Source organism: Aminobacter sp. LjRoot7, from assembly GCF_964252895.1.
GTDB classification, from domain to species: Bacteria; Pseudomonadota; Alphaproteobacteria; order Rhizobiales; family Rhizobiaceae; genus Aminobacter; species Aminobacter aminovorans_B.
This window is the reverse complement of record NZ_CAXUPX020000012.1, coordinates 46,545-68,515: the sequence shown is the minus strand read 5'-3', so window position 1 is coordinate 68,515 and position 21,971 is coordinate 46,545. Positions and strand designations below refer to the sequence as shown.

The following is a 21,971-nucleotide window of genomic DNA, read 5'->3' as shown; positions in this document are numbered from 1 at the left end:
AAAACGGCCGGCTGACAGCCGAGACGTTTCAGGAACCCCGGTTTGCGTATCATGCTGCCGGGTATGGACCGCGCCTGATGATGTCACTGGTATGAAATTCAAGATGACCGACCTTGGCGCCCAACCCTCTGGCGACATCGCTTCCGAGCCGCTCGACAGGCCATTGAGCCGCTGGCCATTGCTCCGCTGGTTTGCCTCGTCGGCGACATTGAACGTTCCCCAGGCTTCCGCGCCGGTGGCGTTCTCGCTCGTCGCCTTGGGCGTCATGGGCGATGCACGGGGCGGTGCCGCGATGATCCTGGCAATGACCCTTGCACAGGTCGCCGGCGCCATCCCGATCACACGGCTCGGACGGAACCGCTCGGCCGCGACCTTCCTGAGGCTGCTGGTGGCCTTCCGCACGCTCGCGCTGGCTGCCGTCGTCCTGTGCGCACATTACCAGGCGCCCTTTGCCTTGCTTGTCGTCTTCGCGGCCGTAGCCGGCTTGGTCAATGGCGCGGCATTCGGCTATCTGCGCGCATTGCTCAATCACTTCACGCCTCCGTCGCATCTGCCCCGAACGCTCGGCATCGCCGCCACCCTCAATGAATTGACCTTCGTGCTCGGTCCGGTGGTGGCATCCGCCCTTGGCGCCGTCTCGCCGGTCTTTGCCTTGCTCGCGCTGACGCTGCTCGGCGCCATTCCGGCCCTGCTGGTGCCGCAGGCGGGCGAGAGCCATGTCGAGGACGTGCCTCATGCCGAGGGTTCGGTGCTCAGCCCCTCCATCCTGCTGTGGCTCGCCTGTGCGGCCGCAGGCTCGTCCACTGTCGCGGCCATCGAGATCGGAGCCGTCGCACTCGCCCTGAAATTCGGCTACCCGCCGACGCTGGCCATCCTGTTCACGGTGCCGCTGTGCCTGGCCTCGGTCGCAGGTGGCATCTGGGTCAGCGTGCGCAACCGCATGGTCAGCAGCAGGGCCGTCGTCTTGCTGCTGTGCGTCCTGACGCTTGGCGCCGCACTCGCCGCGCTCGGACCGTCGCTTGCGACAACGGTCGTCGGCGCCATTCTCATCGGATTGGTGCTGGCGCCCCTCGGCACCTACTACTCGCTCGTCCTCGACCGGCTGGCCCCACCACGCAGGCGGCCCGAAGTGTTTGCCTTGCTGCGCACGTCGAGTGCGATAGGCATCATTTTTGCCAGCGCGGTGCTGACGGCTGCATCCCTGTCGAGCGCGCTGATCGTCGTGACGGCGACGATGTTCGCGGTGACATTGACGGTAGGCGTCGCAACCCTCCGGCGCCGTACCGGAGCCGTCAATCAAGCCTGAGGCCGGAAGCCGCTCGCCTTGAAGGCGATCGCCAGGATCGCGTCGTCGCCGGCGGCATGGTCGTGGGGCACGGCAGCGGTGGTCAGCCCGCTGCGCAGCACGGCTTTTCGCACTGCACGTCTCACACTTCTTCATTGATTTCCTTGTCCACGGCCAATCGCTCGCGCGCTCGCGCCGCAGCGTGGTCCCACCACGGCAAGAATGCGCCAGGGGTGAACGGGTATGGCTTCACTGTCTCCGGCATGTTGCCCAAGTCGCGGCGGATTTCACGAGCTCCCCAACCCGCGTAGCGATCTTCGGTCGCCGCTTTGAATGTCGCAAGCATTTGGTCGCCGACGGAATGCCCGAGCAAATACTCTAGTTCGTTAATGGAGACAAATAGGGGGAGGCGCTTGTCGGCCTCCGTCATTTCAGGCTCCTTTACTGCCGCGATTTTCTCGGCCTCCTCAATCATCTTCTTGCGTAGCTCTTTGGAGGTCTGTGTCCACGGCTCCATGGTAAGAACGACGGCATTCACGCTGTCCGCCAGCAGAACATTGATGATGCCGCGCCTGACGTGTGAGAAAAACCGCCACAGTTGAAACACCGCATTGGCAATCTGCTTGTATTGGTCCTTCGCGTCTTCGGCCGGGTTGTCGCCATACTGAGCCTGAAATGATAGCTTTGTTGCCTTGCACTCGAACACAGACACCACCTGATCGGCGCGCTTCAAGAGAACGTCTGGCGTTTCTGCGTCACTGTTGTTGTGTCTATATTTGATGGCAGGCTCCGGATCGAACTCAGGGCAGTAGGCCTTGATAACTTCGCGGGCATATACCTCGAACCGAGTGCGAGCGTGGTTCATCACCGATGTATTCGCCCCGATGAGGTCATAATACAATCCGACCGTCGCCCGCATCAGTACCAGCTCTGGGAAGGGGGCGATGTAGTGGTTCTTGACACCCGTGTACCGGATAACAGGCTTCATTCGCAGGTAGCTTGGATGGTAGGCTAGGGGGATGGGGCCAAGCGAATTTCGAAACCTTGCATATAGCGCCCGGGATTCTGCACGAGCCCGATACAAGTCCTGCGACACCATTGCCAAAGTCTTTGCGATAGCTCCGTCTGCTACTGCGAAGGGCACGGCTTCAAGCGCCGGGCAAAACGGGTAAAACCCCATCTGGACGTAAAGCGCGAAGGCGCAACCGACGAAATCTGAGACAGACAGGCCGTATGTATCTTCGAAATACCTTGCACATGGCCCATCGCCATAAATGAATACGTGCCGGTAGAGGCTTGCAATGTTGTCCCAGCCGGTCTGCCATGGAAACTGCCTATGGCCCAACTTATGAAACTCGCGCGCGATGGTGTCGAGGTTGACGCGCTGGCGGCTGTCGTCGTCCTCCACTTCCTTCACCAGATTGAGAAGGTGCGCGAAGTGGCTGAATTCCTCGGTGTCGATCGGATCACGCATGTGAGCCGGGAACACGTTCTTTGGCGTGTTCAATGTCAGCGAGGCCAGCGTTTCCAATTCCCATTTCGGCGCGAAATACAGTGAGCCAATCTGGGCGTTGTAAGCCTCCATCGGGAAGCGAATATACTTATGAGCTAGAGCTGCCCGCTTCCCCTGCAGGGTGTGCATAGCCCATATCATCACCAAAAGTCGCGCATCGTCCGTATCGGAAAGGCGCTTCATGAGGGCTGCAATCGCTTTCGTTCCCTTTGGGTACATGTCCATTGGGTTCTTGCTAAATCGCACCTGCGTCGGCGGGCGCATGAACTTCGCAAAGCCGGACCTGATGAATACGCTCGATTGTCCTCCAGCGGCGTCCATGGCCACTCGCGATGTGGTCGTACGAAAGCTCTTATGATCCATTGCGAAGATGTATCAGATTCTCGGGCAATCCACCGATTGGGTCAGAAAGAAACGCCGGCCACGCGTGCCATGACATAACCGGTTCTTCTTGACGCATGTATGCAACCTCGCCTGTGCTTAGCATGGTCCGCTTTCGAAACGCCGCTGGGTGGCTCTACATCCGAAGGCGCTTAACGGCCGGCAAGCTTTATCGGCCTAGCTGCCAGCAAAGCCCTTAAGTTTGCCTAGCATGCTGAGCCCTCCCTATCGCCTGCCTCGATATGATGCCCATCCGGATCAATCACAAACGCTGCAAAATAGTTCGGCCCGTAGTGTTCCCGCAGGCCGGGAGCGCCATTGTCGGTGCCACCATGGGCAAGCGCTGCTGCGTGAAACGCCACCACGGCCTCCTGGTCGGCAGCGGCGAAAGCGAGGTGGAAGCCGGGGCCGGGCGGGCGCTGGCCGATGCTACGCTGCTTGAGTGCCAGCTTGTCGCCGCCGCCTGATACACCGTAGCCGACGGCCTGGTTGTCGGCGCCGGGCACAAGGTCTTCCCAGACCCTGACATAGCCGAGCGGCGCTAGGGCCGCGTCGTAGAAGGCAGCAGTGCGGTCGATGTCGGAGACGCCAAGCGAGATGTGGTGAAGCATGCCGGTCTCCGATTTGCCGCTGCTCGGGCCTAGCGTCCCGCCAGCCCCTTGAGCTTGTACAGCGCGTCCAGCGCCTCGCGCGGGGTCATTTCGTCGGGGCTCAGCCCCTTGAGTGCCTCGCTCAGCGCGTCGTTGGCGACGGGTTTGGCCGCCTCGCGTTTCACCGCGACGGAAAACAGCGGCAGGTCGTCGACAAGGCGGTTGGCCTTGCCTGATGTCTCGCCTTCCTCAAGCTGGTGCAGCACCTCCTTGGCGCGCGCCACCACCGCGTCGGGCAGGCCGGCGAGGCGGGCGACCTGCACGCCGTAGGAGCGGTCGGCGGCACCCTTGCCGACCTCGTGCAGGAACACCACTTCGCCTTCCCACTCTTTCACCCGCATCGTCACGTTGTGCAGGCGTTCGAGCTTGCCCGAAAGTGCGGTCAGCTCATGGAAATGGGTGGCGAAGACGGCGCGGCAGCGGTTCTTCTCGTGCAGATATTCGACCGCCGCCCAGGCGATCGACAGGCCGTCGAAGGTGGCGGTGCCGCGGCCGATCTCGTCAAGGATGACCAGCGAACGCTCGCTCGCCTGGTTGAGGATGGCGGCGGTCTCGACCATCTCGACCATGAAGGTCGAGCGCCCGCGCGCCAGATCGTCCGAGGCGCCGACGCGGGAGAACAGCCTGTCGACGACGCCGACATGGGCGCTCTCCGCCGGCACGAACGAACCCATCTGGGCGAGGATGGCAATCAGCGCGTTCTGGCGCAGGAAGGTCGACTTACCGCCCATGTTCGGGCCGGTCAAAAGCCAGACCGCGCCGTTGCGGCCGTTTGCGGCGGGCGACAGGTCGCAGTCATTGGCAACGAAGGGTGCCGAGGCCGTCCGCCTGAGTGACTGTTCGACGACCGGATGGCGGCCGCCGGTGACCTCGAAGGCCAGGCTCCGGTCGACCTGCGGCCGGCACCAGGCTTCGCCCGCCGCAAGTGCCGCCAGGCCGGTGGATACGTCGAGCACCGACAGCGCGTTGGCGCCGGCGCGGATCGTGTCGGCGTGGGTGACCGCCTCCTCGACGAGCGCGTCGAAGGCGGCGAGCTCGATGGTCAGCGCCCTGTCGGCGGCGTTGGCGATCTTGGTCTCCAGCCCGGCAAGCTCGGTGGTGGTGAAGCGCATCGCGCTCGCCATGGTCTGGCGGTGGATGAAGCGCGCCTTGGCCTCGTCGCTGCCGTTCAGCGCTGCCTGGTTGTTGGCCGTCACCTCGATGTAGTAGCCGAGCACGTTGTTGTGGCGGATCTTGAGCGAGCGGATGCCCGTCTCCTCGATCAGGTCGCGCTCCATGCCGGCGATCACCCGGCGCGACTGGTCGCGCAGCGCCCGCATCTCGTCGAGCTCGGGATGATAGTTCGCGCGGACAAAACCGCCGTCGCGCTTGAGCAGCGGCAGCTCTTCGCCAAGGGCGGCGTCGAGATGCCCGGCAAAGGTTGCGGGCAGGGCAGCGATGGCTTCGAGCGCGGTCGCGAGCTCACGCGGCACCGCCAGATTGGCGAACAGCCCGGCAATCGTCTGCGCCGCCGAAAAACCCGAGCGCAGCGCGCCGAGATCGCGCGGGCCGCCACGGTTGAGCGCCAGCCGCGACAGCGCGCGTGGCATGTCGGCGACGCCCTTCAGGCTGAGCCTCAGCGCATCTGCAAGCCGGGTTTCGCCCATGAAGAACGACACCGCGTCGAGCCGTCCGCCGATGGCTTCCGGATCGGTCAGCGGCGACATCAGCCGGTCGGCGAGCAGGCGGGCGCCGCCGCCCGTCACCGTGCGGTCGATGGCGCGGAACAGCGAGCCGTCGCGGCCGCCCGACAGGGTGCGCAACAGTTCGAGATTGGCGCGCGTCGCCGGATCGATGAACAGCGTCGAGCCTTCCTGCTCGCGCTCGGGATGCGACAGCGGCGGCCGCTCGGCCTTCTGGGTCTTTTCGACATAGGCGATGACGCCCGAGATGGCCGACAGTTCTGCCCGCGAGAACGCGCCAAAACTGTCCGGCGTCGCCACCTCGTAGAAGCGGGCGATGCGCCCCGGCGCCGAGGTCGAATCGAACATCGACGGCGGCTGCGGGTTGACGATGCGGCCGACGAGGTCGAACGTGGGCCTGAGCTCCTCGTCATGGAATGCCGGCTCGGCGACGATCAGCTCGCGCGGGTCGATGCGGAAGATGTCGGCGGCGAGCTTGTCCGGCGTCGTCTCGGCGACCCTGAAGACACCGGTCGAGATCTCGATCCAGGCGAGTGCGAGGCTGGCTTCACCCGATCCCTTCACCCGCCCCAGCGCCATCAGGAAACTCGATTCCTGCGGCGCCAGTAGCTTGTCTTCGGTGATGGTGCCGGGCGTCACCAGCCGCACCACGTCGCGCTTGACCACCGACTTCGAGCCGCGCTTCTTGGCTTCGGCCGGATCCTCGATCTGCTCGCACACCGCGACGCGGTAGCCTTGCCCGATCAGCTTTTGCAGATAGTCGTCCGCAGCATGGATCGGCACCCCGCACATCGGGATGTCCTGGCCCTGGTGCTTGCCGCGCTTGGTCAGCACGATGCCAAGCGCGCGCGAGGCCTTCTCGGCGTCGTCGAAGAACAGCTCGTAGAAGTCGCCCATGCGATAGAACAGCAGCGAATCCGGGTTCGCCGCCTTGATCTCGATATACTGTTCCATCATCGGCGTCGGTGCGGCATGCACCGGGGCGTCGGCCCGGGTTTCCCCTCCGGCTTCCGCAAAGTCAGCTTCCGCAGCGATTATCGGTCGATCGTTCACGCCTGAACCTTCGAAAAAAGGAAATTCCCTCGTCTGCTTGGCGGTTTACAGCGCCGATGTGTAGCCTTAATCCAAAACGCTCCACAAAAAGAAATTTTAAGGGACAGGAACGCTTCTCGCCATGGCAACTACCAGGAAACCCGACAATTCCGGTCCCTCCGTTTCCGCGGAGGAGGCGCTCGAGTTCCACGCCATGGGCCGGCCCGGCAAGCTGGAGGTCGTGCCGACCAAGCCGATGGCGACCCAGCGTGACCTCTCGCTTGCCTATTCGCCCGGCGTCGCGGTTCCGGTGAAGGCCATCGCCGAGGATCCCTCGCGCGCCTATGACTACACCACCCGTGGCAACATGGTCGCCGTCATCTCCAACGGCACCGCCATCCTCGGCCTCGGCAATCTCGGCGCGCTGGCCTCCAAGCCGGTGATGGAAGGCAAGTCGGTGCTGTTCAAGCGCTTCGCCGACGTCGATTCCATCGACCTCGAGGTCGACACCGAGGACGCCGACGAATTCATCAACTGCGTGCGTTTCCTCGGGCCCTCCTTCGGCGGCATCAATCTCGAGGACATCAAGGCGCCCGAGTGCTTCATCATCGAGCAGCGCCTGCGCGAGCTGATGGACATCCCCGTCTTCCACGACGACCAGCACGGCACCGCCATCATCGCGGCTGCCGGCCTGATCAACGCGCTCGAAATCACCGGCCGCGACATGAAGACGGCGAAGCTCGTCTGCAATGGTGCCGGTTCCGCCGGCATCGCCTGCATCGAACTCATCAAGTCGATGGGCTTCACCCCTGACAACGTCATTTTGTGCGACACCAAGGGCGTCGTCTACCAGGGTCGCACCGAAGGCATGAACCAGTGGAAGTCGGCGCATGCGGTCAAGACCGAGGCGCGCACGCTGGCCGACGCCATGGATGGTGCTGACATCGTCTTCGGCCTCTCCGCCAAGGGCGCGCTCACCCCGGCCATGATCCAGTCCATGGCCAAGAACCCGATCATCTTCGCCATGGCCAATCCCGATCCGGAGATCACGCCGGAAGAGGTCGCCGATATCCGCACCGACGCCATCATGGCGACCGGACGTTCGGACTATCCGAACCAGGTCAACAACGTGCTCGGCTTCCCCTACATCTTCCGCGGTGCGCTCGATGTCCGCGCCACAACCATCAACGACGCCATGAAGGTCGCGGCTGCCAACGCGCTCGCCGAGCTTGCCCGCCAGGACGTGCCCGACGATGTCGCCGCCGCCTATCAGGGCAACCGGCCGAAATTCGGCCCCAACTACATCATCCCGGTGCCGTTCGACCCGCGCCTGATCTCGGCGATCCCGATCGCCGTTGCCAAGGCTGCCATGGAATCGGGCGTCGCCGGCCGGCCGATCCTCGATCTCGACAAATACGCCAACGAGCTGTCCGCCCGCCGCGACCCGATCGCCTCGACCTTGCAGCGCATCTACGACCGCGTCCGGCGCCAGCCCAAGCGCATCGTCTTCGCCGAGGGCGAGGAGGAGCAGGTCATGCGCGCCGCCGTCTCCTATGTGAACCAGAAGCTCGGCACCGCCATCCTTCTCGGCCGCGACGACATCATCAAGGAAAACGCCAGGCAGGCCGGCATCGACCTCAACAAGCCGGGCCTCGAGATCATCAATGCGCGGCTGTCGCGTCGCAACGGCATCTATGCCGACTTCCTCTACGAGCGCATGCAGCGCAAGGGCTACCTGCTGCGCGACTGCCAGCGCCTGATCAACAACGACCGCAACCACTTCGCCGCCTGCATGGTCGCCCTTGGCGATGCTGACGGCGTGGTCACGGGTGTCACTCGCAACTACTCGACGGTGCTCGAAGACGTCCGCCGCGTCATCGACGCCAAGCCCGGCCACCGCGTCATCGGCGTGTCGATCGTTTTGGCGCGCGGCCGCACCGTGATCGTCGCCGACACCGCCGTCCACGACATGCCCAATGCCGAGCAGATCGCCGACATCGCCGAGGAAGCCGCCCACTTCGCCCGCAGGATGGGTTATGAACCCCGCGTGGCCATGCTCGCCTACTCGACCTTCGGCCACCCCGCCGGCGAGCGCTCCGAGCGTGTCCAGGAAGCGGTCAAGATCCTCGACAAGCGCCGCGTCGATTTCGAGTATGACGGCGAAATGGCCGCCGACGTCGCCTTGAACCACCGCCTGATGCAGCAGCAATACCCCTTCTGCCGCCTTTCGGCCGCCGCCAACGTGCTGGTCATGCCGGCGTTCCACTCGGCGGCGATCTCGACCAAGATGCTGCAGGAACTCGGCGGCTCCACCGTCATCGGCCCGCTTCTCGTCGGCCTCAACAAGCCGGTCCAGATTGTCTCGCTGAATGCCAAGGACTCCGACATCGTCAACATGGCGGCGATCGCGGCGTATAACGCGGGGACTTGAGGGCGCGCCAGCGAACGAAAAGCCCCCAAACGGGCTTTTCGAGCGGCTTTAGGCCCTGAGCCGTAGCGAAGGGCATAGCCGTCGAAGGACTTAGCGCTGCCGCCCTCCTTGCGCCGCTAGCCGATTGGGCGAGGCGCCAAAGCTGCCAATCTCCCTCCTTGTGGGGGTGAGGAGTGGTTGCCGCAGGCAACGAAAAGCCAATTGCTTGGCTTTTCGAACGACGAACGCCCGGCAGGGCAGAGGGGGGTGCGAAGGATCGCGAGGCTTAAGTAATCCGGGAGACGTTCAGGCGGACGCTTTTGGAGAAACGTCGACGGTCCTCAGCACTTTCCGCCCCATATCTTGGCCTATGACAATTTGCCAGCGCAAGAAGCCAACTCGAGACCGTTCACGTATCGGCGCAAGCTGGTCGACTAATACGACCGGCAGGCGACTAAAGCCACGTTCGCTAGCTGCAAAAATGCAGAGCTGAGTTTCTTGACGAATAATCGAACCTAGCGGCGCCGTATCGAAATCAGGATCAAAGATACTGGTCTCATCCATCTCGATACAGACGCCATTGATGATGAGCCCTGACCAATCATCCGACGTGTCATACGTAAAGTAGAGGAACGCGTGATTGTCGCCGATGAATACGGCGACACGTTTATCGCCGGACTGACCAACGAGAAAAGGCTCGTCGTACTTCCTCCGCGGCAGCACTAAGGCAAGCGGGTGCGCGTCACTCAACGTTCCGGAGGTAAACTCGCCTACGCTCAGCATCTTTTGGCATCACCTTCGTTGAAGCGGTTCAATCAGAAATCCCCAGTAGAGCTCAGCTGCCCCATCCTGTGACAGTTTTTGCTCGGATCCGTAGCGATAACGGGCCATGCCCATGCTGTTCAGAAACAAGGCATGTTCATCTGCCTCGACCCGAAGCGACTCATTCATGGAGTTGCCGTCAGTCGACTCGCCGTTGACATAGCAAATTCCGTCGCCAAATCCGCCGCCCATAAAGACAGTGCATCGAGCCTTTGCCTCCCCATTGTGATAGACGGCTGCAAAAAAGCGGTTGGCATCAACGCGTCGGAAACTACCTTCGATACCGGGGTTTCGCTTGCCTAGCTCTTCGAGTGAGTTCTCGAAGAAGCGAGCCAGGTATTCAAAGGTTTCTAGCTTGAACCGATCTCGGTCGCGCTCCGTGAACACCTTGGTAGTCCTGAGGTTACTGGAGCGCGGTCCCGTCGATCGAGTGGCTGTCGCGTGAAGAATTGGCGCCGTTCTACCAGAAGCATTTGTATCGTCAGTGGCAGTCGCAGCGCCAAGCTTCTTCAAGGCTCCGCGCAATGCTTTTGCTACCTCGAGAAATGCTTCATCCCTGTCTGCCCATTTGGTGATCGGCTTTCCGTCAGGTGGCGTGGCGTTCAGTTTGCCAAATGGCGCCGGATGCCAATCGCAGGGCCGTAGAATGACAGGAATGACAATCGCCTCGCCAGCGGCATGGCGTTCCAAGGCTCGTTTCATCTCTATGTCGTAACAATAATTGGATGCTAGGAAGTCTGGGCTAACAAGCAGGAGAATAATGTCGTCCCTGTTGATGCGCTCATCGATTGCCTTGTCGATTTCTTCCCCAGCGCCAATACGCCGATCATGCCAAGTCTCGATCAATCCCTGCCGCTTGAGCATGGATAGCTGTTTCTCTAGCTCGTCACGCAACGTCTCGTCGGCATGGGAATATGAAAAGAATACGCTAGGCACCGAATCGCTCCTAGATCGTCTCGAAAAGTATCTGATGTTGATGTGTGGAGAGCAACGGTTGATGAGCTGAGCCTGTCCCAAACAAAAGAAGCCCCGGCGCTTAGCCGGGGCTTCTCACAATCTGCGGTTCGCTCAGAACTTATACGCCAGACCCAGCCTGACCTCATGGGTCTGATACTCAAGGTCGGTATCAAGCATGCCGCTGGGAAGACCGGTGTGGCTGTTTGAGCCGAAGTCCGAATAGCGGTACTCGGCGCGGGCGATAAGGTTGTTGGTAAGGGCGTGTTCGCCGCCCACGCCGACAGTCCAGCCGACAAGCGTGTCGGAAATCTTTTCCCTGACGACGCCAAGATCACTGACGGTCGCTTCGGTGCCGGCGAAAGCTACGCCACCGGCGGCGTACAGCATGGTGCGCTGGTCGATCGCATAGCCGAGCCGTGCCCGGATCGCAGCCGTCCAGCTGATGTCGCTGGTCCAGGTCTCATCGGGGTTCGAGCCGATTTCGTCCCAGAACACGTCATTCCCATCGGCGGTCGAGAATGCGAAATCGCCTTCGATACCCGCTATGAAGCCGTTGCTGAACTGATGATTGTAGCCGGCATAGACGCCACCGACAAAGCCGTCAGCATCGGGGTTGGAATAGAAGGTCGGCTCCTCCGGAAATGCCACCGAGGTCGACCCCCAGAGATAGCCGGCCTGCAGGCCGACATAGCCGCCGGTCCAGACAAAGCCGGTGGGCACCACCTCAGGCGCGGCTTCGACAGGCACAGCATCCGCCGCAAGGGCAGCCCCCGCAGTTGCGATGAACAAAGTTGTAGCAAGAAGAATCGATTTCATTATTTCCCCCAAACCGGAATATTTCACTTATTTAGAAGAACGTGGTTGATGTTATATTAACGGCGCGTTCTGTCAGGTATTTCGAGAAGTGCATGACCCGCCCCTGCTGAAGATGGGCGCAAGCGCTTGAATGCATCTGGCTTTGTCTGTTTCGGTTGACTGAGCTTGGACATGTAGCCTGTCACCATCTGTCAGCAACCACCGTGGATAGCCGCCCCCATTTCTCCACGCCCTCACCACCTCCCGTATCATTCTCCTTGCGATCTTCCACGGGACCCCGGTGCGCACCGGGCAGCGGGGGGAAGCGTCGGTGCCGGGCTGGCAGGAGGTCGGTTCTCCTGCTGGGTGATGAGCCCCCAAGCCCGGGCCTTGCGGCGGCTGGCGGTGAAAGCCGAGGCGACTGAGCGGGGCAAGAACACCGAGCGGGGCGCGAACGTCGCGCCACTAACTTACAATTGGAAGGCACGGCCTCGCGCCCCGCTTCCCGGATTTTTCATCACAATGGCCAGACCGGAAACGGGGCGTGGCGAGGGAGAGGTGTGCGGGCCAGCACCCCCCTCTGTCCTGCCGGACATCTCCCCCGCAAGGGGGAGATTGGCAGCGTCAGGCGTGACGCCCGTTCTGCGATGGCAGCAATAGGAGGTTGGGGGTGGCGAAAGTCGAGGTGACGGCTGATCTCCCCCCTTGCGGGGGAGATGTCCGGCAGGACAGAGGGGGGTGGGAAGGAACGAGAGCGGGCAGGTTTGCGCCGCCCCTCATCCGCCCCTTCGGGGCACCTTCTCCCCGTAAACGGGGCGAAGGAAAAAGAGACCTACAGCAACCCCGCCTGCTCGGCTTCGCGCTTCAAATTCTGCCGCGGGCGCGGGCCGATCTGCTGGATCACCAGGCCGGCGGCGAGCGAACCGAGGTCGCCGCAGTCCTTGAGCGAGCGGCCTTGCGTGTAACCGAACAGGAAGCCTGCGGCGTAGAGGTCGCCGGCGCCGGTCGTGTCGACGAGCTCGCGAATCTCAGTCGCCTGGATCACCACCGTCTCGTCGCCGCGCACGATGACCGAGCCCTTCTCGGAGCGGGTGATGGCGGCGATCTTGCAGTCCTTGCGGATCAGCGACAGCGCTTCGTCAAACGACGACGTCTCGTAGAGCGACTTGATCTCGTGGCTGTTGGCAAAGACGATGTCGACAGTGCCCGAGCGCATCAGCTCGAGGAACTCGGCGCGGTAGCGATCGACGCAGAACGAATCCGACAGCGTCATCGACACTTCGCGGCCGGCTGCGTGCGCGTGGGCGGCTGTCATGCGGATCGCCTCCTTGGCCAGCGGCGGGTCCCACAGATAGCCCTCGAAATAGGTGACCTTGGCCCCGCTCGCCTTGTCGGCCTCGACATCGTCGGGCCCGAGCTCGACGCAGGCGCCGAGATAGGTGTTCATCGAGCGCTCGCCGTCGGGGGTGACGAAGATCATCGAACGCGCCGTCGGCGGGGTGCCGTCGAGCGGTTTGGTGTCGAAGGCAACGCCCTGGGCATGGATGTCGTGGCTGAAGATCTCGCCGAGATGGTCGCGGGAAACCTTGCCGAAATAGGCCGAGCGGCCGCCGAAGCTGGCGATGCCGGCAGCCGTGTTGCCGGCCGAGCCGCCCGAGGCCTCGATCGCCGGGCCCATGCGGGAATAGAGCAGTTCGGCGCGCTCGGCGTCGATCAGGTTCATCGCCCCCTTGATGATGCCGTTGTCGGTGAGAAAGGCCTCGTCGCATTGCGCGATGATGTCGACGATGGCGTTGCCGATGCACAGCACGTCATATTGGCTCATCAGGGTCTCCGCGGCGCTTTCGCCGAAAAAGGGGCCGAGGGGTCGGCAAAACGGATTGCGTTTAGCGGCTCGCGCAGCGTTTGCCTACCGGCAAATTGCCGAACGCCGCTTGAGGCCGGCCTTACGGCGCCTTATCTCAGCGCGGAAACAGGGAGCCGCAACGCCAACATGATCCTCGACGCCGCCCGCACCGCCGCAAGCCAGCTCTTTACATCAGAGTTCCGCACGGTGTTCCTGAAGACGCTGGGGCTGACATTGCTTGCGCTGGTCGCGCTCTGGTTCGGCATTCGCGAGGTCTTCGACTGGCTCGCCTGGCCGTGGATCGACGCCATGCTGCCCGGCCTGCCGGCCTGGACCGGCTGGCTCGGCCTGATCGCCGCCATCATCGCCGGCATCGGCCTGGCGCTGGGGCTTGCCCTGCTGATCGCGCCGGTGACGGCGATCGTCGCTGGCCTGTTTTTGGACGACGTCGCCGAGGTCGTCGAGAAGACCAACTATCCCATGGAGCGTCCGGGGCAGCCGGTGCCGGCGCTGCGCTCACTGGTGCTGGCGATCAAATTCTTCGGCATCGTCATCCTGGGCAATCTGCTGGCGCTGTTTTTGATGTTCATCCCCATTGTCAACATCGGCGCCTTCTTCATCGTCAACGGCTATTTGCTCGGCCGCGAGTTCTTCGAATTCGCCGCCATGCGCTTCCGCTCCGAGCAGGACGCCAAGGATTTGCGCCGCCGCAATGCCGGCACGGTGTTCATGGCCGGCCTCGTCATCGCCGCCTTCCTCGCCGTGCCGATCCTCAACCTTCTCACCCCGCTCTTCGCCGCGGCGATGATGGTGCATCTGCACAAGAGCGTGTCGGCGGCTGAGCGTCGCCCGGCCATGGTGCGGGCGTGAGGCGCGCTCAGCCCTCGCGGCCGAACATCGCCTGCAGCTTGGCATAGGCGATGCCGTCGCGGGCGAATTCGAACGTGCCCTGGCCCAGCATCTCGCGCGATGCCCGCTCCATCATGCCAAAGGCGTATGCGGTCAGCTTGGAGCCGAGCGAGATGCGCTTGGCGCCGGCCTCGGCCAGCACCGCGACCGAGAAGCCCGGCACCGCCAGCACGTTGACCGGCTTTGACACCGAACCGCACAGCGTCCGGATCATCTCGATGTCGGTGATGCCAGGCGCATAAAGCACGTCGGCCCCGGCCTTCTCGAAGGCCTGCAGCCGCTTGATGGTGTCGTCGAGGTCTGGGCGGTTCCAGAGGAAGTTCTCCGAGCGCGCCGTGAGCACGAAGTCGTGCTTCAGCGCCCGCGCCGCTTCGGCGGCAGCCGTAACGCGTTCGACCGCCAGCGAGAAATCATAGATCGGCTTGTCGGCGTCGCCGGTGTGGTCCTCGAGCGAGCAGCCGGCAAGGCCGGCGGCTTCGGCTGCAAAGACCGTCTCGCCGGCACTTTCGGGGCTGTCGCCCTTGCCTTTCTCGAGGTCGGCAGAAACCGGCAGGCCGGTGGCGTGCGCCAGATCGCGGCAATGGTGGATCATCTCCTCGAAGCCGACGTCGCCGTCGGGCCGCCCGCGCGAGAAGGCATAGCCGGCGCTCGTCGTCGCCAGCGCCTCGAAGCCGAAGGAGGCCAGAAGCTTGGCGGTGCCGATGTCCCACGGATTGGGGATGATGAAGGCGCCCGGCGCCTCGTGAAGTTTCCGGAAGACCGCGCCCTTGTCCATGTCATCGCCCTCGATCCGAACCGACAGGCGATATTAGACCGGCGCGCCGGAGGGCTCAAACCCTGTTTCAGGCGATCGGGATCAGTCCTGCCAACTTGCGCATGTCGTCGAACAGCACGGCACCTGCAGCCGCGAGGCCGTCGCAGTCGGAGTGCGGGTCGCGGTGATAGCCGAACACCCGCATGCCGGCGGCGCGGCCGGCCTCAGCGCCGGCGACGCTGTCTTCGATGACGATGCAGTCGGCGGGCGCGAAGCCCATCGTGCCGGCGGCGTGCAGGAACAGGTCGGGGAACGGCTTGCCGCGCTCGACCATGGTGGCGGAGAACAGCACGTCGCGGAAATAGGGCAAAAGCCCGGTCTGGCCAAGCGTCATGTGCATCTTGTTGACGCGCGCCGACGAGGCCACGCAATAGGCGATGCCGGCGGTTTGCACGGCGGTGACGAAGGTCTCGATGTAGGGGATCGCCTGCACGCCCGTCTCGAACAATTCCGGCAGCTCGCGGTACCAGCGCTCGACGAAGTCCGGACCGAGGCTGACGCCTGTCGCTTCGACTTCCTTCTGCACCGACACCAGGCTGCGGCCAACGAACTGGCGGCGGCAGTCCTCGTAGCTGACGGGATAACCCGCCTCAGTCAGCCAGGCCGAAAGCCGCTGGTTGGCCAGCGGCTCGGTGTCGACGAGCACGCCGTCGCAGTCGAAGATGACGAGCTTGGGTGTGCTCACGCGGTGCCCGTCGAGCCGAAGCCGCCGGCGCCGCGCGTCGTTTCCGCCGCGAGGTCGCGCTCTTCGACCTCGGCGCGGGTCACCGATGCGATGACGATCTGGGCGATACGCATGCCGCGCTCGACATAAAAGTCCTCGTCACCGTGGTTGATCAGCAGCACCTTGACCTCGCCGCGATAGTCGCTGTCGATGGTACCTGGTGTGTTGAGGCAGGTGATGCCGTGCTTGAAAGCGAGGCCGGAGCGCGGGCGCACCTGGCCTTCAAAACCTTCGGGGATTTCGAAGATCAGGCCGGTTGGCACCAAAGCGCGCTTGCCGGGCAGGATCAGCAGCGGCCGGTCGTCCGGTACGGCGGCGCGCAGGTCCATGCCGGCGGCACCCGATGTTTCGTAAGAGGGCAGGGGCAGCTCGCCCGAATGCGGCAAGCGGACGATCCCGATGACGGGGGCGGAAGAGGTTGCGGCGGTCGATGTCATGGCGGCGATCCTATGGGACAGCGTCCAGATGAGGTCAATTCACAAGAGGTCGCACTCAGCGAATTTCCACCGGCACGACCGTCGTTTCGCGAATCTCCTCCATGACGAAGGAGGCCGACACATCCGACAGCGGCACCTTGGCGATAAGGCGCTGGTAGAGACGGTCATACGCTTTCACATCGGCGACGCGGGCACGCAAGACATAGTCGAGGTCACCCGACATGCGATAGACGCCGGTGATCTCGGGAAACGAGGTCACGCCGGCGCGGAACTTGGCCAGCCACTCGGGGTCGTGGCTCGACGTCCGCACCAGGATGAACACGGACAGGCCGAGGCCGAGCTTGTCGGCGTCGACAAGCGCCACGCGGCCGGTGATGAAGCGCTCGTCGTCGAGCCGCTTGACCCGGCGCCAGCAGGCATTGCGCGACAGCCCGACTCGCTCGGACAGCTGGTCGACCGAAAGCGTGCCGTCGCGCTGCAGCTCGGCGAGGATTCTTCGATCAATCGTATCGAGTTCTCCAGACATTTGGGATGATTGTCCCAAATTTATGCCAATGGCAAGGACGGATTGGGACCGATGAACCTCGTGGCTGTGCGACGATACTCATATCAGCCAGGGAGGTCCTCATGTCCGCACGTATCGCAAAGCTGTTCACGGCTCACCCCGAGGCGGTCGACGAGACCTATTTCGAGCATATGCGTTTTGCCGGCTGGTTCGCCGGCCAGCTGTTCATGGCGGCGAGCGCCGCGCTCATTCACGCTTTGTTACCCTTCCTGTTCGAATCTACGGCAAGCACGATCATCCGCCGGCTGTACGAGCGGACGCACAATCGAGGACGCTGAAGCGCATGTGCCGGTGGGCCGCCTATATCGGTGAAGAGGTCTTCCTCGAAGACATCGTGACGGCGCCGTGCCATTCGCTGATCGCACAGAGCCATTGCGCGCAGGAGGCCAAGTCGCCGACGAATGGCGACGGTTTCGGGCTTGCCTGGTATGGCGAGCGACCGGAGCCTGGCCTCTATCGCGACATCCTGCCGGCCTGGTCGGACCCCAATCTGAAAAGCCTGTGCCGGCAGATCAAGTCCGGCCTGTTCCTCGCCCACGTCAGGGCATCGACCGGCGGCGCCACCAGCCGCGCCAACTGCCACCCGTTCGTCTCGGGCCGCTGGAGCTTCATGCACAACGGCCAGATCTCGGGCTTCGAGAAGATCCGGCGCCGGCTCGAGGCCAGCATCAACGACGACCTCTACGAGCAGCGCCAGGGAACGACCGATTCCGAGCTGTTCTTCATGCTGATGCTGGAGGAAGGGCTCGATGCCGATCCGCAGGGTGCTGTCGCGCGCGCCACCGGCCGTGTTGTTGCAGCCGCCCATAGCGCCGGCATCGATCCGCAGCTGAAACTGACTGCCGCCTTCAGCGACGGGACCAGCCTGTTTGCCGTGCGTTTTGCCACCGACGGGCATGCGCCGACGCTCTATACGCGTGACGGCGAAACCGGGCGCTGCATTGTCTCCGAACCCTTCGACCGCGAAGGCCAGAGCTGGCAGGCGGTGCCGCCGTCGAGCTTCGTCGCCATGACGCCGGACGAAATGACCGTCCGCCCGTTCCAGCCGGCATTGGCCCAACTGGCACTGGCCGGCTGAGATCTGCTATCTGCTGACGACGCGTTACCGAGCTGAATCGGCAATCACCATTTCGCGCAAACAGATCGAGCTGGCTCGAGAAATGACCTTGTCGGCGCGCTATTCGGAACTGGGCCTGGCCGCGGACCTCGCTGAAGAGGTCGAGGCGGTGTGGACTTCCGTCAGCGATCGCGCCGGAAGCTACCGCGTCTTGCCGGACGGCCGTTGCGATATCATCGTCAGGTTCGATGCCGGGCAGAAGCCGATCACCGACATGACTGTCGTCATCACCGGCCCGATAACGCGCTTCTATGATGTCGCCATTGAACCCGGCATGGGATTTGTCGGCGTTCGCATTCGCCCGGGCTGTTTCGAGAGGGTGCTCGGATTTGAACCAGCAGATATGGCGAATTCCAACTTGATCGGTCCTGACGCCTTGACGGTATGCCCTGCACTGAACTCGCTCTGTGTGCCTGCGCAGGACCAGGCCGAGCTTGTCGCGCGGATGACGGATTTCGTTCGCCGGCGCGTCGCCGACAACCATTTCAGGCCCACGCCGCTGGGCCGCAGCGTGATCAGCGCGTTCCACGCATCCGGTGGACGCCTGCGCGTAAGCGACGTTGCCGGCATGCACGGTGTTTCCGAGCGGACGGTGCATCGCCTGGTGATCAAGGCGACGGGGCTGGCGCCAAAGGCCTTTGCGGCCGTCCTGCAGTTTCATCGCGCCTTGCGGCTGCTGCGGGATCACCGCCTGAGCCCCGCCGATGCCGCCCTGGAGGCCGGTTTCTCGGACCAGGCGCATATGAGCCGGGTGTTCCGGCGCATGGGAGGTTTCTCGCCGGCGCGACTTCCCGATGTCACCCTCGTCAGCCTGCGCGACTGATGTCCGATTTGTTCAAGATGGAATCGGAGCGAGGCGCAATGATCCACCAATAGCCGGATGAATGCGCCCGCGTCTGACCTGACGCGTGTCTGCTCGTCGCGGCCCCATTGTCTGGAGACTTCGCGATGTCAGCACGCCTTGGCTATACGATCCTTTATGTTGCCGACGTCGAGGCGACCGTGTCGTTTTACGAAGCCGCATTCGGCCTGCGACGCAAGTTCATCCACGAGAGCAATCTCTACGCCGAGATGGACACCGGCGAGACGACCTTGTCTTTCGCCGGCGAGGCCATGGCCGAGATGAACGGGCTTGCCATTCGTGCCAACCGCAAGAGTGACCTGGCAGCAGGGTTCGAGCTCGCCTTGATCTTTGCCGATCCCAACGGCGCCTATCGCCAGGCTGTTGCCGCAGGTGCGACGCCGGTGAAGCCGCCTGAAGACAAGCCATGGGGCCAGGTCGTCGGCTATGTCCGCGACCTCAATGGCTGCCTTGTCGAGATCGCTTCGGCCATGCCGGACTGATCGCCGGCTCACTTGCACAACCAATCGACACCCGAACCGAGGCCGACAGCAATGCGCCCGACAACTGCATCTCCCTGCATCACCACCAAACGCGTCGTCGAGACACGCGACTTCTACATCAGGCATTTTGGCGCATATCCCGCCTTCGATTGCGGATGGTTCGTCAGCCTTGAATTCGGAGGCGGGCTTTCGCTGCAGTTCATGGAGCCGCAGGGAGAGCAAGCTTTGTGCAATACCGCAGGGCTGACCTACAATTTCTGCGTCGACGACGTCGATGACGACTACCGGTCGATGACTGCGGCCGGGCTGGTGCCTGTCATGCCGATCGAGGACCATCCGTGGGGCGATCGTGGTTTCGCGATCCAGGACCCCAACGGCGTCACGCTCTACATCTACTCCAACCGGGAACCATCCGCCGAGTTCAGGCAGTTCTATGCGCCACGGGTTGCCCATGACCGGTAATCGCGTTCAAGCATTCCTGGACGAGATGCGCGATCATCGGGCGGACCATTTCGCCATCGTGTCGCGGGTGCACGAAATCGTGCAGCAGTCCGGTCCTGCTGTCTCCGAGGAGATCAAGTACGGCGGCCTCCTGTTTTCGTCGCGGTCCGCATTTTGCGGCGTCTTTTCGTATGCCGGTCACGTCACGCTGGAGTTCAGCGCAGGTGCATCCTTGCCAGATCCGCACGGAGTGCTGCTGGGGCAGGGCAAGCTGCGGCGCCATATCAAGCTCCTTGCCCTGTCGGACATCGATGACCGTCATGTCGCCGACTGTGTCGCGCTGGCGCGCCAGGCGGCAGACGCCTGAAGCGCGTTGCGGGGTGGCCGCCGCTCAATGATGCGTCAGCGCTCGGTTCATCGGCTCCCAGTACATCTTCGTCCAGCCTTCATCCAGCGCCGCATGTGCCGAGCGCGGGTAGCCGGCCTGGTCGAAGGTCAGCCTCGTGCCGGTGCCGTCGGCCTGCAGTTCGAAGCGCACGATCGAATAGGTGCCCTCGGGCCAGACGCGCGAGCGCCATGCCTGGACGATGCGGCGGTTGGGCACCAGCTCGACATTGCGCGCCTCGATGTCGCCGCCGAACATCGAGACCTCGCCGCCTTCGTGCGTCGAGATATGGGCCGCGCGCCCGCCCGTCATCGCCTGGAAGCGGGCTGAATCGAGTAGCAGTTCGTAGATGTTCTTGGGCGAACCCTTGATATGCACTTCCTGATGGATGGTCATGGCGACCTCCTGGCATGGCGCGACATGTCTTACGCGCCTTGAGAATATTTTCCGCCTGTCCGGCAGCGGCGTCAACGCCGAGCTGCGGCCTCGGAAGCGCGGCCGTCGCCAGTCTCCTGACAGCGCCTTGGCAGGAGAGGGATTGTAGTTTCGAGGTTCGATTCGTATCTGCGCTGCAAGCCCTGCATCCGGATGGATGCCCAAGGGCCGGCGCGGGGGCGCCATGCAGGACGAAAATAGATGACGGAAGACCAGACGCTAGCCGCCCCGGCACTCAAGGAAATCTTCGACCGCGAGCGCCTTCGCCACATCGCCACCGAGACAGCTTCCATCTCGGCCGCCTTCGATGCGGACAAGTTCATGGCGCTGGCGACCGCCAATCTCGACGATCTCGGCATCATGCAGCGATTGCGGCAGACGGCAACCAGCCTGCACGGCGCCTTGCCGGGCAGCTTCGAGAGTGCCGTCGATGTGCTGCACGAGCTTGCACCGCGTATCCAGCACGGCTTCGCCTCGATCGTGCTGTCGGAATATGTCGCGCTCTATGGCAAGGGCCATTTCGACCTGTCGATGCAGGCGCTGAGCCATTTCACCCGCTTCGGCTCGGCCGAGTTCGCCATCCGGCATTTCCTGGCCAGGGATTTCGACGGGACGCTGAAGGTGATGCGTGGCTGGGCACTCGACGACAACGAGCATGTGCGCCGCCTGGCCAGCGAGGGTTCGCGCCCAAGGCTGCCGTGGTCTTTCCAGCTCAAGCAGCTGATCAAGGATCCGTCGCCGACGGCACCTATCCTCGAGGCGCTGCGCAGCGACCCCAGCCTTTATGTGCGCAAATCGGTGGCCAACCACCTCAACGACATTTCCAAGGACCATCCAGACCGGGTGATCGACCGCATCTCGGCATGGGACATGGAAGACAAAAACACCGCCTGGATCGTCAAGCATGCGCTGCGCACGATGATCAAGAAGGGCGACCCGCGCGCGCTGGGCGCGATCGGCACGACGGGCAAGCCGATGGTGCGTGTCGAAACCTTCGCGATCCAGCCGGCCGCCATCCTGCTCGGTGGCCGCATCACGCTCAAGGCCAACATCGCCTCGACTGCCGAGACCGTGCAGCAGCTGGTGGTCGACTATGCCGTCCACTACGTCAAGAAAAGCGGCGGCAGCTCGAAGAAGGTGTTCAAGCTCAAGGAAATCAACCTTGCGCCGGGCGGCCAGCGAGAGCTTTCGATCAGCCAGGCGGTGCGCGACTTCACCACCCGCAAGCATTATCCCGGCCATCACCTGATCGAGCTGATCGTCAACGGCGAGACGGTGGCCGAAGGCGGGTTCGAGCTGAAGGGGTGATCTGCGCCAATTCCTCGACAGCCGCCGGTCCCGCTGCTAGAAGCCCGCGCAAGGAATAGTGGCGGACGGCCCGTATCCTGCCGGTTGCGGTGATCCGCGGCGGCTTTGGCCTTCGGGCC

23 protein-coding genes are annotated in these 21,971 nt (G+C 63.2%); 10 read left to right on the top strand and 13 right to left on the bottom strand.

The genetic code is table 11. The features are described from left to right. Positions 1-103 precede the first annotated feature (103 nt). Complete coding sequence (locus tag ACSQ3E_RS26305) at positions 104-1,306, top strand: MFS transporter (RefSeq protein ID WP_436124917.1); 1,203 nt, start codon at positions 104-106, stop codon at positions 1,304-1,306. Here ACSQ3E_RS26305 and ACSQ3E_RS26300 read toward each other — a convergent pair. From ACSQ3E_RS26300 to mutS, 4 genes are all read right to left on the bottom strand, one after another. Further along, positions 1,297-1,419: a hypothetical protein gene (locus ACSQ3E_RS26300; protein ID WP_436124916.1), complete on the bottom strand. Its 123-nt coding sequence runs from the start codon at positions 1,417-1,419 to the stop codon at positions 1,297-1,299. The two genes, ACSQ3E_RS26305 and ACSQ3E_RS26300, sit on opposite strands and share 10 nt — an antisense overlap. A gap of 8 nt (positions 1,420-1,427) precedes the next feature. Beyond that, positions 1,428-3,119 carry a hypothetical protein gene (locus ACSQ3E_RS26295; RefSeq protein WP_436124915.1) on the bottom strand — a complete coding sequence of 564 codons (1,692 nt, stop codon included), beginning with the start codon at positions 3,117-3,119 and terminating at the stop codon, positions 1,428-1,430. A 266-nt stretch (positions 3,120-3,385) separates the two neighbouring features. Beyond that, a complete protein-coding gene (locus ACSQ3E_RS26290) occupies positions 3,386-3,790 on the bottom strand; it encodes a VOC family protein (RefSeq protein WP_436124914.1) in 405 nt (134 codons plus the stop codon). 29 nt (positions 3,791-3,819) lie between these two features. Next, the gene (gene mutS, locus ACSQ3E_RS26285) at positions 3,820-6,468 is read right to left on the bottom strand and encodes a DNA mismatch repair protein MutS (RefSeq protein WP_436124913.1); all 2,649 of its coding nucleotides are present in this window, start codon (positions 6,466-6,468) and stop codon (positions 3,820-3,822) included. A gap of 217 nt (positions 6,469-6,685) precedes the next feature. Between mutS and ACSQ3E_RS26280 the strand changes: the two genes are divergently transcribed. Beyond that, on the top strand, positions 6,686-8,974 hold the full coding sequence (locus ACSQ3E_RS26280) for an NADP-dependent malic enzyme (RefSeq protein ID WP_436124912.1): 2,289 nt from the start codon (positions 6,686-6,688) through the stop codon (positions 8,972-8,974). A 285-nt stretch (positions 8,975-9,259) separates the two neighbouring features. On the opposite strand, the gene ACSQ3E_RS26275 is transcribed toward ACSQ3E_RS26280, so the two are convergent. The 4 genes from ACSQ3E_RS26275 to ACSQ3E_RS26260 all read right to left on the bottom strand — a co-directional run bounded on the left by ACSQ3E_RS26275 (position 9,260) and on the right by ACSQ3E_RS26260 (position 13,352). Beyond that, positions 9,260-9,736, bottom strand: coding sequence for a hypothetical protein (locus ACSQ3E_RS26275; protein ID WP_436124911.1), 477 nt, complete (start codon positions 9,734-9,736; stop codon positions 9,260-9,262). Between the two features lie 9 nt (positions 9,737-9,745). Continuing rightward, entirely contained in the window at positions 9,746-10,711 is a 966-nt protein-coding gene (locus tag ACSQ3E_RS26270; RefSeq protein WP_436124910.1) for a toll/interleukin-1 receptor domain-containing protein, read from the bottom strand. A 132-nt stretch (positions 10,712-10,843) separates the two neighbouring features. Then, entirely contained in the window at positions 10,844-11,548 is a 705-nt protein-coding gene (locus tag ACSQ3E_RS26265) for an outer membrane protein (protein WP_436124909.1), read from the bottom strand. A gap of 811 nt (positions 11,549-12,359) precedes the next feature. Continuing rightward, the gene (locus ACSQ3E_RS26260; RefSeq protein WP_436124908.1) at positions 12,360-13,352 is read right to left on the bottom strand and encodes an adenosine kinase; all 993 of its coding nucleotides are present in this window, start codon (positions 13,350-13,352) and stop codon (positions 12,360-12,362) included. A gap of 168 nt (positions 13,353-13,520) precedes the next feature. Between ACSQ3E_RS26260 and ACSQ3E_RS26255 the strand changes: the two genes are divergently transcribed. Then, positions 13,521-14,243: a sulfate transporter family protein gene (locus ACSQ3E_RS26255; RefSeq protein WP_436124907.1), complete on the top strand. Its 723-nt coding sequence runs from the start codon at positions 13,521-13,523 to the stop codon at positions 14,241-14,243. Positions 14,244-14,250: 7 nt separating this feature from the next. Here the strand turns inward: ACSQ3E_RS26255 and ACSQ3E_RS26250 are convergent, their stop codons facing one another. The 4 genes from ACSQ3E_RS26250 to ACSQ3E_RS26235 all read right to left on the bottom strand — a co-directional run bounded on the left by ACSQ3E_RS26250 (position 14,251) and on the right by ACSQ3E_RS26235 (position 16,783). After that, the gene (locus ACSQ3E_RS26250) at positions 14,251-15,057 is read right to left on the bottom strand and encodes an isocitrate lyase/PEP mutase family protein (protein WP_436124906.1); all 807 of its coding nucleotides are present in this window, start codon (positions 15,055-15,057) and stop codon (positions 14,251-14,253) included. Positions 15,058-15,124: 67 nt separating this feature from the next. After that, positions 15,125-15,781 (bottom strand): HAD family hydrolase, encoded by a 657-nt coding sequence (locus tag ACSQ3E_RS26245; protein ID WP_436124905.1) that lies wholly within the window; start codon positions 15,779-15,781, stop codon positions 15,125-15,127. After that, a complete protein-coding gene (gene dut / locus ACSQ3E_RS26240; protein ID WP_436124904.1) occupies positions 15,778-16,257 on the bottom strand; it encodes a dUTP diphosphatase in 480 nt (159 codons plus the stop codon). Before dut ends, ACSQ3E_RS26245 begins: the two co-directional genes overlap by 4 nt. 55 nt (positions 16,258-16,312) lie before the next feature. Next, positions 16,313-16,783: an Lrp/AsnC family transcriptional regulator gene (locus tag ACSQ3E_RS26235; RefSeq protein WP_154385884.1), complete on the bottom strand. Its 471-nt coding sequence runs from the start codon at positions 16,781-16,783 to the stop codon at positions 16,313-16,315. A 101-nt stretch (positions 16,784-16,884) separates the two neighbouring features. Here ACSQ3E_RS26235 and ACSQ3E_RS26230 point away from each other — a divergent pair, with 101 nt between their 5' ends. The 6 genes from ACSQ3E_RS26230 to ACSQ3E_RS26205 all read left to right on the top strand — a co-directional run bounded on the left by ACSQ3E_RS26230 (position 16,885) and on the right by ACSQ3E_RS26205 (position 20,091). Continuing rightward, positions 16,885-17,100 carry a DUF6356 family protein gene (locus ACSQ3E_RS26230; RefSeq protein ID WP_310327396.1) on the top strand — a complete coding sequence of 72 codons (216 nt, stop codon included), beginning with the start codon at positions 16,885-16,887 and terminating at the stop codon, positions 17,098-17,100. Positions 17,101-17,105: 5 nt separating this feature from the next. After that, positions 17,106-17,900, top strand: a complete 795-nt coding sequence (locus ACSQ3E_RS26225) for a class II glutamine amidotransferase (RefSeq protein ID WP_436124903.1) — start codon at positions 17,106-17,108, stop codon at positions 17,898-17,900. An 82-nt stretch (positions 17,901-17,982) separates the two neighbouring features. Then, positions 17,983-18,762, top strand: a complete 780-nt coding sequence (locus tag ACSQ3E_RS26220) for a helix-turn-helix domain-containing protein (protein WP_436124902.1) — start codon at positions 17,983-17,985, stop codon at positions 18,760-18,762. 125 nt (positions 18,763-18,887) lie between these two features. Then, the gene (locus ACSQ3E_RS26215) at positions 18,888-19,283 is read left to right on the top strand and encodes a VOC family protein (RefSeq protein ID WP_436124901.1); all 396 of its coding nucleotides are present in this window, start codon (positions 18,888-18,890) and stop codon (positions 19,281-19,283) included. 51 nt (positions 19,284-19,334) lie between these two features. After that, on the top strand, positions 19,335-19,745 hold the full coding sequence (locus tag ACSQ3E_RS26210) for a VOC family protein (RefSeq protein ID WP_436124900.1): 411 nt from the start codon (positions 19,335-19,337) through the stop codon (positions 19,743-19,745). Then, positions 19,735-20,091: a DUF1801 domain-containing protein gene (locus ACSQ3E_RS26205; protein WP_436124899.1), complete on the top strand. Its 357-nt coding sequence runs from the start codon at positions 19,735-19,737 to the stop codon at positions 20,089-20,091. Before ACSQ3E_RS26210 ends, ACSQ3E_RS26205 begins: the two co-directional genes overlap by 11 nt. A 24-nt stretch (positions 20,092-20,115) precedes the next feature. On the opposite strand, the gene ACSQ3E_RS26200 is transcribed toward ACSQ3E_RS26205, so the two are convergent. Then, positions 20,116-20,505 (bottom strand): SRPBCC domain-containing protein, encoded by a 390-nt coding sequence (locus ACSQ3E_RS26200; RefSeq protein WP_310327378.1) that lies wholly within the window; start codon positions 20,503-20,505, stop codon positions 20,116-20,118. 240 nt (positions 20,506-20,745) lie between these two features. On the opposite strand from ACSQ3E_RS26200, the gene ACSQ3E_RS26195 reads away from it, so the two are divergent. Next, positions 20,746-21,852 carry a DNA alkylation repair protein gene (locus ACSQ3E_RS26195; RefSeq protein WP_436124898.1) on the top strand — a complete coding sequence of 369 codons (1,107 nt, stop codon included), beginning with the start codon at positions 20,746-20,748 and terminating at the stop codon, positions 21,850-21,852. The last annotated feature ends 119 nt before the right edge of the window (positions 21,853-21,971 follow it).

Bases quoted from the DNA above. Each gene is read 5' to 3' on its own strand.
- ACSQ3E_RS26305 (WP_436124917.1), top strand. From the start codon at position 104: ATGACCGACCTTGGCGCCCAACCCTCTGGCGACATCGCTTCCGAGCCG.
- ACSQ3E_RS26295 (WP_436124915.1), bottom strand. From the start codon at position 3,119: ATGGACGCCGCTGGAGGACAATCGAGCGTATTCATCAGGTCCGGCTTT.
- ACSQ3E_RS26290 (WP_436124914.1), bottom strand. From the start codon at position 3,790: ATGCTTCACCACATCTCGCTTGGCGTCTCCGACATCGACCGCACTGCT.
- mutS (WP_436124913.1), bottom strand. From the start codon at position 6,468: ATGATGGAACAGTATATCGAGATCAAGGCGGCGAACCCGGATTCGCTG.
- ACSQ3E_RS26280 (WP_436124912.1), top strand. From the start codon at position 6,686: ATGGCAACTACCAGGAAACCCGACAATTCCGGTCCCTCCGTTTCCGCG.
- ACSQ3E_RS26275 (WP_436124911.1), bottom strand. From the start codon at position 9,736: ATGCTGAGCGTAGGCGAGTTTACCTCCGGAACGTTGAGTGACGCGCAC.
- ACSQ3E_RS26265 (WP_436124909.1), bottom strand. From the start codon at position 11,548: ATGAAATCGATTCTTCTTGCTACAACTTTGTTCATCGCAACTGCGGGG.
- ACSQ3E_RS26260 (WP_436124908.1), bottom strand. From the start codon at position 13,352: ATGAGCCAATATGACGTGCTGTGCATCGGCAACGCCATCGTCGACATC.
- ACSQ3E_RS26255 (WP_436124907.1), top strand. From the start codon at position 13,521: ATGATCCTCGACGCCGCCCGCACCGCCGCAAGCCAGCTCTTTACATCA.
- ACSQ3E_RS26250 (WP_436124906.1), bottom strand. From the start codon at position 15,057: ATGGACAAGGGCGCGGTCTTCCGGAAACTTCACGAGGCGCCGGGCGCC.
- dut (WP_436124904.1), bottom strand. From the start codon at position 16,257: ATGACATCGACCGCCGCAACCTCTTCCGCCCCCGTCATCGGGATCGTC.
- ACSQ3E_RS26235 (WP_154385884.1), bottom strand. From the start codon at position 16,783: ATGTCTGGAGAACTCGATACGATTGATCGAAGAATCCTCGCCGAGCTG.
- ACSQ3E_RS26230 (WP_310327396.1), top strand. From the start codon at position 16,885: ATGTCCGCACGTATCGCAAAGCTGTTCACGGCTCACCCCGAGGCGGTC.
- ACSQ3E_RS26225 (WP_436124903.1), top strand. From the start codon at position 17,106: ATGTGCCGGTGGGCCGCCTATATCGGTGAAGAGGTCTTCCTCGAAGAC.
- ACSQ3E_RS26220 (WP_436124902.1), top strand. From the start codon at position 17,983: ATGACCTTGTCGGCGCGCTATTCGGAACTGGGCCTGGCCGCGGACCTC.
- ACSQ3E_RS26215 (WP_436124901.1), top strand. From the start codon at position 18,888: ATGTCAGCACGCCTTGGCTATACGATCCTTTATGTTGCCGACGTCGAG.
- ACSQ3E_RS26210 (WP_436124900.1), top strand. From the start codon at position 19,335: ATGCGCCCGACAACTGCATCTCCCTGCATCACCACCAAACGCGTCGTC.
- ACSQ3E_RS26205 (WP_436124899.1), top strand. From the start codon at position 19,735: ATGACCGGTAATCGCGTTCAAGCATTCCTGGACGAGATGCGCGATCAT.
- ACSQ3E_RS26200 (WP_310327378.1), bottom strand. From the start codon at position 20,505: ATGACCATCCATCAGGAAGTGCATATCAAGGGTTCGCCCAAGAACATC.
- ACSQ3E_RS26195 (WP_436124898.1), top strand. From the start codon at position 20,746: ATGACGGAAGACCAGACGCTAGCCGCCCCGGCACTCAAGGAAATCTTC.